Source organism: Legionella massiliensis (assembly GCF_000756815.1).
Classification (GTDB): domain Bacteria; phylum Pseudomonadota; class Gammaproteobacteria; order Legionellales; family Legionellaceae; genus Tatlockia; species Tatlockia massiliensis.
The window spans coordinates 556,834-573,996 of sequence record NZ_CCVW01000002.1 but is presented as its reverse complement, the minus strand read 5'-3'; the positions used below and the strand labels follow the sequence as shown (position 1 = coordinate 573,996).

Sequence of the window (17,163 nt, the reverse complement as noted above, 5' to 3'; positions counted from 1 at the left end):
TAGAGTTGATCAGATAAAGAATAAAAACTCGGGGTTTGCGCATGAATCGTACCATCACCTTCACTGCGGGTTTGATTTCGGTATGGATTATTGGCTATCTACTGATAATGGGACGAAGTTTATTAATCCCGATCGTTATTGCTATTTTCATTTGGCACCTTCTCAATACAGTTAAAGGGGGGGTGCGGCATCTTCCTTATTTGGGTGAGCGTTTACCAGGATGGTTGGCAATGGTTTTGGCTCTGCTAGTCGTGGCTTTGCTGATGAAAATCCTAATCGATATTATCGGTAATAATGTTAACGAAGTAATCGCTGCCTCCCCACGCTATCAAGAAAATCTAACTAAAATTTTTAACGAAGCCGATCAACGCTTTCATATCAAAACTTTGGTGTCTGTAGATACCTTTGTTAGAAGTTTAAGTGTGCAAAACATGCTGGTTAATATTTACGCAGTATTTAGTGCGATTACCAGTTCAGCAGTACTAATCGCCCTTTATGTCAGTTTTTTATTTGTTGAACAGCATTATTTCACGCAAAAAATGGATGCGCTGTTTCCTCAGGAGGAGCACCGTAATCTGGTGAATAATATTACCAGCCATATTGTTAAGGATACCCAGACCTATCTGGGTTTAAAAACCTTTATGAGTTTATTCACTGCAACAGCCAGCTGGGTCATTATGAAATGTGTGGGTTTGGACTTTGCTGAATTCTGGGGTTTGCTCATTTTTTTTCTTAATTTTATTCCTAATATTGGCGCAATCATCGCTACTGCCTTTCCGGCTATGCTCGCGCTGGTGCAATTTGAAAGCTGGTTTCCATTCATCGTGATTACTTCAGGCATTGTCGCTATTCAATTTGTTGTAGGTAATTTTGTTGAACCGCGTTTTCTTGGTAAGTCTTTAAATTTGAGTGGCTTAGTTATTCTGTTTTCTTTAGCGCTTTGGGGTGCTGTCTGGGGTATCTTAGGGATGTTTCTTTCTGTACCAATTACTGTAATGATGATGATTATTTTTGCCCATTTTGAAGCAACACGACCTTTGGCCATTATGTTGTCGCAGGATGGCCAGATTAAAAAGGCTTATGAGACTTTGTAAAGCTTAGAAAAGTTTTGTCATTCCCGCCTGCGCGGGAATGACAAGTGTTGAGCTCAGGGGGAGGAGATATGTCGATATTCACAAGATTGAAAAAATTTTATCAAGCTTCGGCTGAGAACCGCAGACAAATTCATCTATTCCTGGCCTTTCTTATTATTCCTCTTATTGGATTAAGCCTTTTGTACATCTACGTCAATCTTTTTTGGTTAAAGTGAACTCTACTTATGAAAACAAATCGCCTTAAACAAGAACCAAGCCCCTATTTACAACAGCATGCCCAGAATCCTGTGGATTGGTATCCTTGGGGGAAGGAAGCTTTTGCTAAGGCGGCTTCTGAAGGGAAACCTATTTTACTTTCAATTGGTTATGCAGCCTGTCATTGGTGCCATGTCATGGCTCATGAATCCTTCGAGGATGAAGAGACGGCGCGGTTGATGAATGAGCTTTTCGTCAGTATCAAGGTTGATAAGGAAGAGCGTCCTGATTTGGATAAAATTTATCAGACTTCTCATTATTTGCTAAGCCGACAAAGCGGAGGATGGCCTTTAACCATGTTCTTAACCTCCGATTTAATTCCTTTTTTCAGTGGCACCTATTTTCCTAAAGAAGAACATCCCCAACGACCTTCCTTCAAACGTATTTTAAGGCTTATAGCGGATTTTTATCAGCAGCAAGCTGAAAAGGTTCAAGCCCAGTCTCAGCAGTTACAAAAGATTTTAGAGCAACATGAATATAAGGCAGCAGGTCAAAATCTTAATAATCTACCCTTGCAAGCAGGTATCGCCGCTTTACAGCAATATTATGATGCGGATTACGGTGGTTTTGGACAGGCTCCGAAGTTTCCGCAGGCGATCAGGCTGGAGTATTTATTGCGTAACAATTCGCCTATGGCCTTAGAGACCTTGCAGCATATGGCCAGTGGCGGTATTTATGATCAACTCGATGGCGGTTTTTACCGCTATTCGGTTGATCAATACTGGAATATTCCTCATTTTGAAAAAATGCTCTACGACAATGGCCAATTGCTAGCGCTCTATTCCTTGGCTGCTAAATACTATGACGAGCCTTCTTTCAAGGAAATCGCTAGGGAAACGGCTGAATGGTCTTTGCAACATCTGCAAGCAGCAGAAGGGGGCTTCTATTCCAGTTTTGATGCGGATTCTGAGGGTGAAGAAGGGAAATTTTATCGCTGGCAACGGGAAGAGATTGAGAGCTTACTGAGCTCTGATGAATTCGCCCTAGTGCGTCGTTACTATGGTTTGGACAGGCATGCCAATTTTGAAGAATACTGGCATTTTTATATCGCGCAATCCCTAGAGTCGGTTGCTAAGCAATTAAATCTGGAACTAAAAGAAGCCGAAAAATTAGTAGCTTCAGCAAAAAAGAAATTAGTCAAAGCCCGCTCCAAGCGTGCTGCTCCTTTTCGTGATGAAAAAATTCTAACCTCATGGAATAGCTTAATGATTAAGGGGTTAATGCTCACTGGTGAACCGCGTTTCATTCAAGCAGGTCAAAAGGCAATCAAGTTTATTCAAGACAATTTGTGGCAAGAAAACCATTTATTTGCCAGCTATAAAGATGGCAAAGCCTATCTCGCCGCTTATTTGGATGATTACACCTTTTTATTAGATGCTTTAGTCACTTCTTTGCAAGTTTCCTGGAATTCTGAGCATTTATTATTCGCAAGACAACTAACCGACGTGCTTTTGCAATCCTTTGCAGATAATCAAGATGGCGGCTTCTTTTTTACCGCTAAAGATCATGAAAAATTGCTATACCGCCCTAAAACAATGATGGATGAAGCAATTCCCGCGGGAAATGGCATTTTAGTACGTGCTTTGTTAGTGCTGGGTTATTTACTGGGAGAAACAACTTATATCTCTGCTGCAGAAAAAACCTTGCAAGCAGCCTGGCCGATGCTGACGCAATATCCTGCGGAGCATTGCTCGCTTTTATTAGGCCTCAAAGAATCTCTGTTGCCAGGGCAAATTTTAGTCATTCGCGGTGAGAAGGATGAAATCAAAGATTGGCATCAGGAGGCGCAGAGGCTAAATAATTATTGCTTTGCTATTCCTGTCGATGCAGCCAACCTCCCTGAGTCGCTTGCCCTGAAAAAAGTGCAGGGCAAAAGCTGTGCTTATCTTTGCCGTGGTTTGCACTGTGAAGCAGTGATAACGAGCAAGTCTGAATTAAAAGCCCGGTTGGCTTCCTAGGTTAAAACCGTTCGGGCTGAGGAGGCCTTTAGGCCGTCTCGAAGCTTTGCAGAGTGACGCTTCGAGACGTGTGCTAGCGCACATTCCTCAGCGTGAACGGATTTTAATAGCGGTACACCAACCAGCCTCCCCATCAATTACCAGCAGACCCTCAGGCATGTGCTAAACTTTGAAGACAACTCCCTAAAAGGATTTTGCACGTGAAAACCATACTAATAACCGGTGCCAACCGTGGTTTGGGTCTAGAGTTTACCAGGCAATTATGCGAGCAAAATATGAGGGTTATTGCAACCTGTCGAGAGCCGGCGAAAGCAGAACTCCTCCAGCAATTAGCAAAAGCAAACGAAGGTTTGTCTATCCTTGAGCTTGATGTCAGCGATGATCAAAGTATTAGCAGGTTAGTTGCAGAGCTAGGCGATCAACCCATTGATTGGGTCATTAATAATGCCGGAATAATTGGTGAGCCTGGGGTTACCGTAGGCAATATCCAGCGTGATAATTTCTTAAAGGTTTTCAATATTAATTGCCTTGGCGCTTTAAAGGTCAGCGAGGCACTATTACCTAATTTGCAAAAAAGTAACGACAAGTTGGTTATCGCGATAACCTCGCAGATGGGGAGTATATCGAGCATTCATTTCGGCCGTGCCTATGCCTATCGCGCATCCAAGGCTGCTCTTAATTGCGCGATGCGCTCTTTTGCCGTCGATATCAAGGATAAGGGAGTTAAGGTTATGCTTCTCCATCCAGGCTGGGTGAGAACAGACTTGGGTGGGGCTAATGCGGAAATTGATGCAGAACTAAGTGTGGCAGGAATGTTGACCGTTATTCTGATCAATAGGTCAGTTTGCCATGCAGAGGTTATGTATAGTTACGATGGTACTCTGATAGATTGGTAATAATGAGTTTTAAGCCTAGAAAAATCCGTCTTCTATTTATGATTTTGATTTTAATGATAATTGGAAGATATGTTTTAATTCCAGCTTGTCCTCTTAAACGGGTCAATACGAGTTTTCTGCAACTCTATGTTGTTCACTCGAGTCTTTCCGAATCCGATTGGGAAGCACTGTTTAAACAAACACGTCATCTGTATATCAAACATCTGATTCTGCAATGGAGCAGCTATGGTGATCAAGCCTTCTATGGCGAAGGCCAGGAGACCTTGTCCAAAATAATCAAGGCTGCTGCGAAGGAAGGTTTAGATCTGACAATAGGTCTAAATTATGATCCTAAATTTTGGTCAGCATTGTCCGCTAGTGATGCTGCTTTACAGACATATATGATAGCTCGCTATCAACAGCAGTCGCAGGCCTTACCCATTTTGCTGGCAACTATAAAAGCGGCAGATCCAGAAGCGAAGACAGTTAGAGGCTGGTACCTATCTGATGAGCTTGATGATCAGAGCTGGCAATCACCAAGTCGTCGCAGCATTTTGAAGGATTACTTAGGGGCTATGACGAAGGAATTAAAAAAGGAAACACCGGATTGGTCCATTAGGATTTCAACCTTCAGCTCTGGCCAGGCGTCAATGGCTGCTGTGGCTGAGTTTTATAATTTCCTGTTTGCAATTGAGAGTCTGGATAAAATTCTATTCCAAGACAGTATAGGAACAGGAAAATTAAATCTGGGAACACTGGAGCTTTATTTAAAAACGATCGATAGCCAACTTGCTGGCAATAAGGCTCGTTTTGGGGTGATTAGTGAATTATTTATTACAGCTAAAACTCAAACGGGCTTTAAAGCGGCCCCGCCAGAGAGGGTAGTTAAACAACTTAAATTAGCTAGAAAGTACTCAGACACAGATGTTACTTTGTTTTCGATATTTATCTTTGTTTTGCCTGTTGATCCTGCTGGCGTCAATTCTGGATTGTATAAATTTTGGCTGCAGGAGGTTAGGCATTGTAAGGGCTTATGAGAGTGAACCCTGTGTTACCCTTCTCCCCTCTGGGTAGAAGGTGCCCGAAGGGCGGATGAGGATCAATTGGCACCAAACAAGCACTCACTGCGACGCGCCCCGCAAATCAATATCCCAGACATCAACAACCACATCATTACTAGTCAGGAAAAATTGATTATAGAGGTTAATCGTTGGATCACAGTGAGGCACAATCAGTTCAATCACCTCTTTATTCTTCGGCAATTTAGCACCATTGACTGCGCTAATCTTACCTTGTTCATCACCAAAACCTCCCCAATCATAGGCAAGCGAAGTATGGCTAATTATTTTAGGTTTGTTGTGAGCATCGACATAAATAGCCTTGGTGCCTGCATCAACAGTGACATGTTCCTCGCGATTAGAGGAGATCACTGTTGTAAGCAGCGTCATTGCATGTTGAAAGCTAGTGAAGGTCTGCTGATTTTCTTTTGAGCCTATGGCCGCGTATTCAACATCCATCACGGTATAAGAACCCGGTTGAATTTCAGTGATTTCACTTGCTGCAACATCAATGTCATAGGTTCCTGTTCCGGTACCGCTGAGGATTTCACATGGCAAACCGGCTTCGCGGAAGTTTCTGACTACCCCACTGGCCTGCTGCATGACTGCCAGGGAGCGCGCCTTTCGCTCTTCATAAGAGGAAATATGCTGCAAGTTGCCTGCATAGCATTGCAGGCCAAGAAGGCTTAGCCAGTCTGAATTAACGACTTTTTTAGCTAGTTGTAGGGCTGGTTCAGGTTTTAAGCCTGTCCTGCCGATTCCAGGATCAAGATCAACCAGGACATTGAGCCTTTGTTGAATTGAAGCAGCTGCTTGGTTTAGCTCCCTCAGATTTTCTTCATTATCCAAGACGATAATGGTATCAGGAGCTTTCTGTAAGCAACGAAGTAAACGCGCAATTTTATAGGAAGTGACAATGGGCGAGGTGATTAAGACGCCTCTGACGCCTTCATTGATAAGCCCTTCTGCCTCAGAAACCTTGGCGACGCTAATTCCAATCGCGCCATATTCCAATTGCAGCTTTGCCAACTTGCTACACTTATGTGTTTTACAATGAGGCCTAAGGTTAACCTGGCTGTGGCTAGCATGTTGTCGCATCAACTCGAGATTTGAGTGAAGCTTTTCCTGATCGATGACTAGGCAGGGGGTATCCAATTCTTCTTTTCTAAGACCGATAAATTGCTTTGACATAGTAGATAGAGGGCATTTTAGGATGCCTAGACGATAACATAACTGACGTTAACATAAAATTCTGAAATCCTGTGACAAAAAAGCAACCGTAGCCTTGATGCAGCGCAGCGCTGAGTGATCCTGACATTTTTTTTACTCAAAGTATCATTTAGATACCTATATGAACATTAATCAGTTACTTTGACTTATATGAGTGTCGTTCCCGCGCAGGCGGGAAACCATCGTGCAAACAAAGTGAGGAACCACTTTGAGAAATGGTTTCCCGCCTGCGCGGGAATGACACACAAAAGAACAGAAAGAACTTATATGGCACATGCTTTCTGTTTAAAAAAATGCCAGGATTCCTCAGAGCGCAGCGTAATCAAGGTTTTCCGATTCCTCAAAATCTAATAACAACTGTCTTGGAGAAAATGCTTAAACCAAGACAGTTGCTATTACCTCGAGCTCCGGCTCTTCACTCCTATTTCTCAGGATAAATCAAAGTATTTTTGTGATTACCATACCAAATCTGCTCTTCACTAAGCTCAGTTTCGATGAGTTCAATGGGGGCACCGCATTCAGCAATCATCGCAACCTTAAATCCTGGAATCGGCTCATAGGGCTCCAGAATCACTTCTTTACCAGCAATAGCCTCTTCAATACTATCGACTAAGAAAGCGATATGTGTCTTGGTTTGAATCAAAGGATGCAAGGGGCAACCAGGTTCAAAGCGATGGTATTGAATTCGATACTCAGAGTTTTCACCACCACTGGTATACATTTTAAAGGTTGAACTATAACGCTCACCCTCGCGTGGGGTATCTGTAGGAATTCCCATGTGGTGGAATTCATATTTAGTTGTTTTAACAGTCATCATCTACTCCTCTTTGTTGATGATTCATTATATTATTAACAACAAAAAATTGTAAATCGACTAATAATTCATTCATTGTGAACTATTAGTTCATAATTGGGTCGCTAATGTATAACCAACGACAAATCAGTTGTTTCCTAAAAGTAGCGGAGCTGGCCAATTTCTCCCTGGCAGCGAATAGCTTGCATTTGACTCCTACTGCGGTGAGCAAGCAAATCAAGAATTTGGAAGAAGCGATAGGCGAGCAATTATTTCTTCGCACCACCCGCAACGTGCAGCTTACGGAGTTTGGTCAGTTATTTTATGAACGTTGTAAATTAATCGATGAGCAAATTACCGCAGTGAATCAATTTATCGAATCTAATAGAGAACAGCCTCAGGGCGAGTTGAAGGTTTTGGTATCCACGATTACTTCCAAGGATTGGGTTTTAAAGCATTTGCATGACTTTGTTGCTGCCTATCCAGGACTACAGCTGGAACTTATTTTCTCAGAGCAAGATGATGAGCTAGCCCGTTCTGATATCGACATTATGGTGGGTTTTCCTGTGATTCCTCCAGCCACCGAAGCGCTTAAATACCGGCGAATGTTTGCGATGAATAATATCCTATGTGCCTCTAAGTCCTTCGTTCTGCGCTATGGTAAGCCGAAGACAGCCGAAGAGTTACCAAATTTTAAGATTATCTCCCACAGTTTGCGCAAACCAGCACATTTTATCTCTCTAGCGGACGGCAGTCGCTTGCATTGCGCCAGGCCTATTCTTTATATGAATAGTTTTGATGCCTTAAACCAGGCTTGTCTGGCAGGAATAGGCATGTTTTTAACCGGTGATAGCTTGGTTAAATCTTGGTTAGAAAGCGGTGAACTCCTGCAATTATTGCCGCAATATACCTTTCGTCATCATGAAATTTATATGTTTTATCGTGCTTATGACTATGAATTGCCAAAGATCAGGGCATTTTTGGATTTCTTTAACGAGCGCCTAGCCTAAATGGTATTTTTTATTCAGATTGAATCACCGCGGCTTGATCCTTTGACCTATGTCGTCTGTAACACCGTCAGAATAGTAACAAGCGTTCAATTTTAATGTGCTAAAATTGGTCTATATGGTTACTTTTAGGTGTTATTGCTATGGCTAAAACTATTGAGAAACTTGTTGGCGAAAGAGACAAAAAAAGACAAATACACGAGGCTATAAACAAGATTCTAAAATTAGAGGAGGATGAAATTAGAAATATTGGTGAGTATCATAAAATTTTTACAAAGCTAGAACAGGCCAGATTTATGGCGGGCTCAAGAGGTGGTTCTATTTTAGAACATCTTACAGACGATGATTTACTATATATTATTGGCATATTTAAACAATCGCTTCCCCTAGTTAATAGAAATATAGAACGGATGGAAGGGGAAGTAGCAAGCCTTAGTGAACTAGGAGGGCAGCAGATTGCAATACAAAGTAGGATGTCCAGGAACTCTGAAGAAATTAGCACAAAGGAAGAGCAACTAGGAGCACCAGCCCTTGAAGAGCCAGGATTTTGGGACTTTTATAAAGCAGATAAGGCCCCTGGTATATTCAAAAGCCTTATTTTAGCTATTTTTTCATCACCAGAGTCAATCGAAGCTGCGCGAGAGAAATGTAGTGCTTATCAACAAGATGTGGAAACTCGTAAAGGATTAGAGGTAGGAATCCAATTATTAAGATCAGATAATGAAAAGCAACAAACTCGTTTTAAATCGAATGAAAGCGAAATTAACCAAAAAGCACACATACCAAAAGCTCTTGATGACTTAAAAGCACAAAAAGATAGCATGGAAGAAAATGTCACAGTTTTAGAGGAGCAAGCTCGTTCCTTTACATCTACAGAACAACGAGAAGGAATAAAGAAAGTCATAGCGAAGGAACCTCGGGAGGATGAGGATTTGCAATTTAATATGGATATCTAATAGCCCCTATGCAACTATCATGAAAAAGCGCATAATTGCGGGTTTTTGACGAGTTAGAAAAGCGCTATGAAACATACTGTCGAACAATTACTCGCACAGGCTCTCGATTCACTCAAGCAGTCTTCCCAAATCCCTGAGGATCTTGATATAGAAATCAAGGTTGAGCGCGCAAAGGATTCTAACCATGGTGATTTTGCTAGCAATCTAGCTATGTTGCTAGCTAAACCCTGCCGTCAGGCGCCACGCCAACTGGCTGAAACAATCATCCAAAACATACCTGCTCATTCAGCCCTAGAGCGTGTTGAAATTGCCGGACCTGGCTTTATTAATTTTTTCATGCGTAATGAAGCGCTTTCCCAGGTGATCACAGACGTTCTGAAAGGTGGTGAACAGTTTGGCCGTAGTCAATTGGGGCAGGGGCAAAAGGTTATTTTAGAATTTGTTTCTGCGAATCCCACCGGTCCTCTACATGTAGGCCATGGCCGCGGTGCAGCCTTTGGTGCAAGCTTGGCTAATATTCTAAAGGCTGCAGGTTTTGCAGTCAGCTCTGAATATTATGTCAATGATGCTGGCCGGCAAATGAATATTCTTGCTGTAAGCGTATGGTTGCGTTATCTGGAGCTGGCAGGTGAGACCTTGGTTTTCCCAGCAAATGGCTATCGAGGTGACTATGTACCTGCCATTGCTCAGGAAGTTCTAGAGCAGCAAGGCAATGATTTTATCCGACCATGGAACACTATAGTCGAGGGCTTACCAGCTGACGAACCTCAGGGCGGCGATAAAGAGCTCTATATTGATGCCGTCATTGAACGAGCCAGAACACTTCTAGGTGAGCAGGGTTTTAAATTATTTCATAAGCATGCCTTGGACTCTGTACTGGCCGATATCAAAGACGATTTAGCCGAGTTTGGCGTACATTATGAATGCTGGTTTTCAGAGCAATCTTTGCTTGATGATGGTTCAATCAGCAAGGGTATCCAGGCTTTGAAAGATGCTGGCCATACCTATGAGAAGGAAGGCGCACTGTGGTTCCGCGCTACTGATTTCGCTGATGAGAAGGATCGGGTTTTAGTGCGTGCAAATGGTCAAACAACTTATTTCGCTTCCGATGTTGCTTATCACTGGAATAAGTATGATCGGGGTTTTGCTCGGGTAATCGATATCTTTGGAGCAGACCATCATGGCTATGTTACTCGTGTCCGCGCCGCAGTTAACGCCTTAGGACATGATGAAAAAGCCTTAGATGTTTTGTTGGTGCAATTTGCAATACTTTACCGAGGCGGCGAGCGGGTACAAATGTCCACCAGAAGTGGTTCCTTTGTTACTCTGCGAGAGCTAAGGGAAGAGGTTGGCAATGATGCCGCGCGTTTCTTTTATGTGATGCGTAAACCTGAACAACATATGGATTTTGATTTGGATTTAGCGAAATCTGAATCGAATGATAATCCTGTTTACTATATTCAATATGCCCATGCCCGCATAAGCTCTGTCCTAAGACAGTTGCAAGAGCGCGGCCTGAGTTGGGATGAGGAGAACGGTTTAAGCCATATTGATCTCTTGGTTGAGCCGCAGGAAATTGCCTTGATTTCTCTCCTTAGCCGCTATCCAGAGGTTATTGATGCCTCTGCTAAAAGCTGTGAACCACACCAACTTGCTTATTATTTAAGGGAGTTGGCGACTGGCTTGCACAGTTATTACAATGCAGTACAATTGCTTTGTGAACAAGAGACCCTCAGATCAGCCCGTTTATGTTTATTAAAGGCAGTACGGCAGGTTTTGAGAAATGGCCTACAACTAATTGGTGTATCAACTCCTGAGAGCATGTGATGGCAAAGGACTACGGCAAAAGAAAGCCGACAAGACAAAAATCTAGCATGCCAAAGCAATTGTTTTGGCTTTTAGCTTCATTTCTAAGCGGGTATTTAGCAGCGACAGTCTTTGATTTTACCAGTCTGAGTAGCTGGGTTAATGCTAATATTCTGGCAAAACACAAAGGTACTAAGCCTGAGGCTCAGGTCGCAGTTAAAGAACCAGAGCTCCCCAAGCCAAAATTTGAGTTTTATACCTTATTAGCGAAAGATCGCAGTGCACCAGCGCAACCTAAGCCAGCTCCTGTAGCACAACAGGTAAAACCACAGGCTCCTCAACAACCAGTAGCTCCAGCACAACAAGCAACAGTTCCGGCAACTACCCCAGCGCAGCAAGCAGCAAATGCAGTGGTTGTTACTGAAAGTAAGCCAGTTGCCGTTGCGAATACCAGCAGAGAATCCTATCTCATCCAAATTGCGGCGTTTAAAGCCAGGTCTGATGCGGAACACCTCAAAGCGGCACTGACCTTAAAAGGCTTTGATGTCAGTGTAGTTGCAACTGTTCAGCAACAGGTTAGTTGGTATAGAGTAATCGTTGGTCCCTTTGGCTCGCGCCCTGCAGCTGAAAAAGCGCAGCTAAATTTGGCGCAGAATGAGCGCATAAAAGGAATGATTCGTAAAATAGACGTTTAAAAAATTGATTCCCCTCGTTCAACACAGGATCCCGGAGATTAGTACCCCGCCACGCTTAGAATGACGGGGCGGGCTTGACCTATTTCATTAACAGTTAGTTGCTACGCCCCCATTGACAGAACATTGCGAGGCAGGGGTGCTACTATTCGTTAGGCTTGCTCCAAGGGTCGCTAAAGCAGGAGTGCCAACCACAAACACCTTAGTTGCACCTAGGCCTTGGAAAATAATATTTCCAGTTGCTGCACTGAGACCGACTGCCTGTCCGCTCCCCGTATTCTCAACTCGGATAATCGAATTGTTCAGGCTAAGAGTGTTGCCGCCTGAATAGTCTTCAATACCTGCTATACGACCGCTTCCAGTGCTTTTTACAAGGATTGTTGAATTAATTGCTGTACTGTTTGTGCCATTTAAACCCTGGGCTACGCCCGAACCAGTCGAAGAGGCTGTGAGGGTATTAGTGTTTGAGATAATAAATGTACCTGCACTGAGCGCGTATACATCATTATTTTTTCCAGCAATGTTAATCACGGAATTGCTAGCAAAAATAGCGTCTTCAGTTTGAATTCCAGCACTAAAGTTGGCACTGGAACTATTAGAGTTAAGGTTAATGATAGAACCATTTACGATGGCATCTTTGCTAGTTATAACGCCATATGAGAAATTATGGCTGTTAACATTAATTATCGAATTACTAACAATGCTATCTGTAAGTGAGCGAATCCCAGAGGTCTCAAGAGGCCTTGTATTACCGGTATCAGTAGCATTAACAACCGAATTGCTCATAGCGATATTTTCCAAGCCAAATACCCCATGGGCAGCGATATTGGCTGTGGAATTACTGGTATTAATTTCTGAATTATTAATAGTTAAATTACCACTAGCCCCAACAGCTAGTATTCGGTTAACGCTTGTCCCGTTGATAGCAGAGGGAACAATTTGATTATTATTGCTAACTTGAAAATCACTTATTGCGCCACTGCCCTTCCACCATAGAGCGCCAATAATCTCAGGCCTGAATGGTCCAATTGCAGTCTGGCTGAAGTCAATGGTTCTGCCATACAGGCTTTGGCCATCATGTAAACTTACAAGGCCATTAGTTCCAGTTGTTGGGAGTTGATACTGCCCTGTGGCAAACCACAAAGAAGCAGAAGGCGTTAGAGCATTAATTCCGTCTGCAACGGTCTGATCCAAATCAAGACAGGGATGCTCCGCTGTACAACTATTTAAATTTACTGGCCCTTGAGCAGTTCCTTGTCGGCTGAAATACCATACATTGGAAGCGAGTATTTGTGTAGGACCACTAACAACAAAGCTGTCACGTACTGGTGTTGCCATTCCATAAGATTGACGGGCAAGATGGCGAATAATAGGTTCTTCCATTCGATTGCTTAAATTACTGACATCTGTATGGTTTGGTCCGCCAAAACTATAACGAATACCGATTGAGAATTTGTTTTTATTTTGATTGTCATAGTTATTTTGCAGAATTAATGAGGCGTTATTATTGACATAAAACTCAATGTTGACCTCGCCGCCATTAATACTTTTTGTAGACTTATAATCAAAATGATAGAAACCTGCTCTTAGCCATGCACCTTTAAACAGAGAAAAATACCGACCTCCTTCAGCCTCAAGTCCAGTACCAAATTCATTGACTAAATTTATCGGTGTGTCGATAAATAAATGTCCTTTCCCCCCAAATAAGCGATTTGTCTGTTGAGGGCCGTTTGCTGGGGGGAAAACACTGGCCATTGAATGGCTGAAAGCTTGTTGACGACGACCGACAGGGAGATAACCTTGTATGCGGGCCTCATAGTGTCGGGACAAGAGTTCTATTCCTGGATTCGCAAGCCAGGTATGAGTATGTTTGGTTGTTCTTTGATAGTCACCAAAAAGAAAGGCACCTAGAATGAGCGGATGAGTATTTATTGTTGCTAATTTGCGTAATCCCGAACCAAGACTAAAGGCGTAATTATCACTCTGACCAGCCATAAAACTACCATCAGCGAACCATAAGTGATTTGCATCAGCTACAAGAGGAATCATAGAGTCTACAAATCCTCCAAGTTGGTTGTTTCCGCTAAGTCCTTGTCCAGTAAAACGTGCCGTCCACGGGGAGGGGATAGCTTCATTCAGTGCCTGAGCAGTTGCTGCATTGAAAGTTAAAAGCCCCAAGGCGGCAACAAAAAGTTTTACTTTGCAAGCGGTTTTACTCATAAAATGTCCTTATATTTATTATGAAACCAATGAGATTTGCTCATATAAAACTAACTTTAAGATTGATCAACTTATCACATAACACTATGAATTTAAAAGTTTTATATGAGTGGGGAAACAATTAAGGACGCTACCTCAAAGCCGTTCGGGCTAAGGAAGCCTTTAGGCCGTCTCGAAGCCTTGTTCAGTGTGACGCTTCGAGACGCGGGTTTGCGCACAGACTTCAGCGCGAACGGTCACTTAACGGCAGTGGTCTTTAGGGTGAGGGGATAAAAGGCATTTTTTTAAAACAATAATATAGGCTGATGTCAACGGATTTTGGCAAATAATTGTAGTGGTTCATTGTTTGTTCCAGGGGGGGAGGTATCTGTATGCTGACAAAATAATCTGGAAAACAGATTAAAGCTATGGTGCTCTTCCTCTGAAGCTATCGTAGCATCGGGTTGGGTAATCGCTATTTGCTCCGGCATTGCTTGCTCTATCTCTGCATTTTGATCTGATTTGGGGAAGTAATTGGTCAATAGATGAGAGGTTAACAGTAGGGCGAAGGCACTAAACAAGACAGTTGCTGCAACTGTACAGGCACTGCTGAGCGCTGTAACGAGACCGGCGGTGAACACAATAGCAGGCAGAGCTAAGCCTCCCGTTGATATTGTTGCAATCAACGTCGCGCCAATGAGTAAGCTGCTTGCAAGGACTAATAAGCTGATGGATAAATTGGAGGCTAAGAGTTTCTTTGGCCAGGATGTTGTTTTATCCAGCGCATCATCGGTTGCCAGTTGTACGCGATAGGAATTAAATAAAACGAACATCGTGGTCGTTAGCATAATCACTAAGGGAATTATGGGTGAAACTGCAATACCAGCGATGGAAAAACTAATAATGAAGGCCAGGAACGCCACTGTGCTATATCCCATAATCAATTGATTTTGCAGGACATTAGTTTGCAGCATGCGATTCAGCTTATTGTGCTCGAATAAATAATTCAGAGAGCCGTCTAAAGAGATATCGGTGAAATAGGCAGCCTTATCTTCACCAGTTATGGCACAACTGATCCCTCCCAATTCACTGACTATTCTGCAACAGGGGGCATCATTTAATCCATCACCCACAAACCAGACGCCTTTAGGATCGACCCCTGAGGAGGTCATAAGCGATTTTAAGAATTCTTCTTTATTTTGCGGTGTTTGCTCAGCATGGATGTTTTCTTGGTCGAAGATAGATTCTTTATCTATATCCAAACCTGCGAGTTTTGAAAGATGTCTATTAAAGCCTTTTGCCGCGGCTTTGCTATCCCCGGTAAGCATAATAATTTTTTTACCTTCTTTTTTCAGACGTAAAAGCGCTTCCAAAATATCTTTTCTAGGCTCGTGCTGGATATAAATGACACCTTGATAGACTCCATCCTCCGCGACATAAACAGGCGAAAAACCCTGGGCAATTTTAGCAGTATCTGCTTCAGGAACCACTATATCTGCTTCCTGGAGGAAGGCAGCATTGCCTAGTTGAATTCGATTCCCTTGCACAGTTGCTACTAAACCGCGGTTTTGTGAATCGATAATGCAATTTTTTACGTCGTTGAGAGGAATGCTGGGTGAGGCATTGGACTCATAATAATTTATGATTGCTTTGGCTAAGGGATGTTCTCCTCCATGTGCTTTCTCCAGTAAATAGATCCTGTGCCAAATTGGTGAAGAGAAAGGAATATTTGTGGATTCTATTGAAGAATTGCCATTAGTCAGTGTACCTGTTTTGTCGAAGACCACGGTGTTTATCTTGTCAGTTCGCCCAGTGATATTGTCATCACGTAACTGAATCCCTTGCTTTGTGCGCTGGTAAATACCGATTAAATTAGGTAATTGGTGGGCTATGGCAATAGTACAAGGACAAACCGAAAATAGGATGCCCATTAGATTTTGCATGACCAGGGGTATAGTAAGAATTCCTAAGGCAGCCGGCGCCACAATGGCTGCAACCAGTCCCAGAATAATCAAGCCAGTATAAAGATAAGTGAATAGAGGGGAGGTTTCTTGTACGGTACTAGTACGAGCACGATTTGATCTAAATAAAAGCTTATTTACGGTTGAGGTGTAGGCTCCGTTTTCCGCATAGACTCTTACGGATTGACCAAGATTGAGTGCCCCTGCAGGAATTCTCTGCCAGCGTAATTTGCTTTGCTGTGGTTCTCCGGTCAGAAGTGAGGCATCAACCACTGTATTGCCATCAAGCAAGATGCAATCGACGGGAAAGCACTCTCCGCGTTTAACCTCTATGATCATGCCCCCTCTGAGAAGTCCCTTCTTCTCACTTACAGGATTGTTTGATTCTAGCAAGTGCTCCATAAAGGAGAGCTTATCCAAGTCAATATGCTCAGCTACGCTTTTAAGCTCTTTATCGACAGGTTGAAACTGTTCTAACAGGATGCTTTGTTGTTCATCGCTTAGCTCATAACGAAGGTATTCTTCAGACATTTGTGGGAATATTGCTCTTATCCCCTGAAGTTGCATTTTTTTAGCCTTGTTTAAAACCAAGCGCTTAATTTCATCCATACCGTTAATAAAGCCTATCAGCATTACTGGCATGATAAAGCTCATAAAAACCATGGAAAAGCTGCTGGCTAAAGGCATGCTAATCGCATGGAAGATGGTATGTGCTAAGGACAAAAACCAGCCAAGAGAAATAGTCGTGGTCATGTTGGCCAGATCCCTATTCCATAGATTTCGAAAAAAAGCGATCAGATATTCTCTAGCGGTAAATGCTGTGCTTATAAAGGAGATCGAGGCTAAGCCGATAGTTAAGGGGATTGAGGGAGGAAAGAGCAGCGATAGGGCAATAATAGCGCTTATAGCTAGCAAATTAATTGCAATGTTTATCCAATTGGTTTTATTGGATTTTTCTCCTTCTCCATCGGTTTGCTCATCAACGATGTCAAAAAAGATGTTTTCTTTGAGTTGTGCTGAAATAGTATTATGAAAATTTTCTGGTGGTACAAAACTCTCCTCAGCAGTCTCAATCCTTAGAAAAAAGCGATGAATACCCAAGCCACTGGGCTCTGAATCAATAGTGAGCTTTGCATCCTTAGGAAGAAGCTCCGCTTTTATGCAATCTTCTATACAGCTATTTAGCGTACTCTGAATTCCCATCCCACAACCTGTTAGACACATCACACCTGAGATAAGGACAGAATCTTGGAATATGGTTTTTTTTGGCATGGTAAGG

General features: G+C 42.7%; 12 protein-coding genes. 8 read left to right on the top strand and 4 right to left on the bottom strand.

Features of this window, described 5'->3' with window-relative positions:
* Positions 1-41: 41 nt before the first annotated feature.
* The 4 genes from BN1094_RS09600 (at position 42) to BN1094_RS09585 (ending at position 5,219) form a co-directional block, all read left to right on the top strand.
* Complete coding sequence (locus BN1094_RS09600) at positions 42-1,094, top strand: AI-2E family transporter (protein ID WP_043874195.1); 1,053 nt, start codon at positions 42-44, stop codon at positions 1,092-1,094.
* 224 nt (positions 1,095-1,318) lie between these two features.
* Positions 1,319-3,307: a thioredoxin domain-containing protein gene (locus BN1094_RS09595; RefSeq protein ID WP_043874194.1), complete on the top strand. Its 1,989-nt coding sequence runs from the start codon at positions 1,319-1,321 to the stop codon at positions 3,305-3,307.
* 200 nt (positions 3,308-3,507) lie between these two features.
* Complete coding sequence (locus tag BN1094_RS09590) at positions 3,508-4,203, top strand: SDR family oxidoreductase (RefSeq protein WP_043874193.1); 696 nt, start codon at positions 3,508-3,510, stop codon at positions 4,201-4,203.
* A 53-nt stretch (positions 4,204-4,256) separates the two neighbouring features.
* Positions 4,257-5,219, top strand: coding sequence for a DUF4434 domain-containing protein (locus BN1094_RS09585; RefSeq protein ID WP_176695289.1), 963 nt, complete (start codon positions 4,257-4,259; stop codon positions 5,217-5,219).
* 84 nt (positions 5,220-5,303) lie between these two features.
* On the opposite strand, the gene BN1094_RS09580 is transcribed toward BN1094_RS09585, so the two are convergent.
* Together BN1094_RS09580 and BN1094_RS09575 are read right to left on the bottom strand one after the other, a co-directional pair.
* Positions 5,304-6,431 (bottom strand): DSD1 family PLP-dependent enzyme, encoded by a 1,128-nt coding sequence (locus BN1094_RS09580; RefSeq protein ID WP_043874191.1) that lies wholly within the window; start codon positions 6,429-6,431, stop codon positions 5,304-5,306.
* 460 nt (positions 6,432-6,891) lie between these two features.
* Entirely contained in the window at positions 6,892-7,287 is a 396-nt protein-coding gene (locus tag BN1094_RS09575; RefSeq protein ID WP_245614284.1) for a hypothetical protein, read from the bottom strand.
* Positions 7,288-7,391: 104 nt separating this feature from the next.
* On the opposite strand from BN1094_RS09575, the gene BN1094_RS09570 reads away from it, so the two are divergent.
* The 4 genes from BN1094_RS09570 to BN1094_RS09555 all read left to right on the top strand — a co-directional run bounded on the left by BN1094_RS09570 (position 7,392) and on the right by BN1094_RS09555 (position 11,727).
* Positions 7,392-8,273, top strand: a complete 882-nt coding sequence (locus BN1094_RS09570) for a LysR family transcriptional regulator (RefSeq protein WP_043874189.1) — start codon at positions 7,392-7,394, stop codon at positions 8,271-8,273.
* 140 nt (positions 8,274-8,413) lie between these two features.
* Positions 8,414-9,226 (top strand): hypothetical protein, encoded by an 813-nt coding sequence (locus tag BN1094_RS09565; protein WP_043874188.1) that lies wholly within the window; start codon positions 8,414-8,416, stop codon positions 9,224-9,226.
* A gap of 66 nt (positions 9,227-9,292) precedes the next feature.
* Positions 9,293-11,053: an arginine--tRNA ligase gene (gene argS / locus BN1094_RS09560; protein WP_043874187.1), complete on the top strand. Its 1,761-nt coding sequence runs from the start codon at positions 9,293-9,295 to the stop codon at positions 11,051-11,053.
* Positions 11,053-11,727 carry an SPOR domain-containing protein gene (locus BN1094_RS09555; protein WP_043874186.1) on the top strand — a complete coding sequence of 225 codons (675 nt, stop codon included), beginning with the start codon at positions 11,053-11,055 and terminating at the stop codon, positions 11,725-11,727. Before argS ends, BN1094_RS09555 begins: the two co-directional genes overlap by 1 nt.
* 87 nt (positions 11,728-11,814) lie before the next feature.
* Here BN1094_RS09555 and BN1094_RS09550 read toward each other — a convergent pair whose 3' ends face one another.
* Positions 11,815-13,944, bottom strand: coding sequence for a hypothetical protein (locus BN1094_RS09550; RefSeq protein ID WP_043874185.1), 2,130 nt, complete (start codon positions 13,942-13,944; stop codon positions 11,815-11,817).
* A 308-nt stretch (positions 13,945-14,252) separates the two neighbouring features.
* Entirely contained in the window at positions 14,253-17,156 is a 2,904-nt protein-coding gene (locus tag BN1094_RS09545) for an HAD-IC family P-type ATPase (protein ID WP_081935104.1), read from the bottom strand.
* Positions 17,157-17,163: the final 7 nt, after the last annotated feature.

Bases quoted from the DNA above. Each gene is read 5' to 3' on its own strand.
- BN1094_RS09575 (WP_245614284.1), bottom strand. From the start codon at position 7,287: ATGATGACTGTTAAAACAACTAAATATGAATTCCACCACATGGGAATT.
- BN1094_RS09585 (WP_176695289.1), top strand. From the start codon at position 4,257: ATGATAATTGGAAGATATGTTTTAATTCCAGCTTGTCCTCTTAAACGG.
- BN1094_RS09570 (WP_043874189.1), top strand. From the start codon at position 7,392: ATGTATAACCAACGACAAATCAGTTGTTTCCTAAAAGTAGCGGAGCTG.
- BN1094_RS09550 (WP_043874185.1), bottom strand. From the start codon at position 13,944: ATGAGTAAAACCGCTTGCAAAGTAAAACTTTTTGTTGCCGCCTTGGGG.
- BN1094_RS09580 (WP_043874191.1), bottom strand. From the start codon at position 6,431: ATGTCAAAGCAATTTATCGGTCTTAGAAAAGAAGAATTGGATACCCCC.
- BN1094_RS09600 (WP_043874195.1), top strand. From the start codon at position 42: ATGAATCGTACCATCACCTTCACTGCGGGTTTGATTTCGGTATGGATT.
- argS (WP_043874187.1), top strand. From the start codon at position 9,293: ATGAAACATACTGTCGAACAATTACTCGCACAGGCTCTCGATTCACTC.
- BN1094_RS09565 (WP_043874188.1), top strand. From the start codon at position 8,414: ATGGCTAAAACTATTGAGAAACTTGTTGGCGAAAGAGACAAAAAAAGA.
- BN1094_RS09555 (WP_043874186.1), top strand. From the start codon at position 11,053: ATGGCAAAGGACTACGGCAAAAGAAAGCCGACAAGACAAAAATCTAGC.
- BN1094_RS09545 (WP_081935104.1), bottom strand. From the start codon at position 17,156: ATGCCAAAAAAAACCATATTCCAAGATTCTGTCCTTATCTCAGGTGTG.
- BN1094_RS09595 (WP_043874194.1), top strand. From the start codon at position 1,319: ATGAAAACAAATCGCCTTAAACAAGAACCAAGCCCCTATTTACAACAG.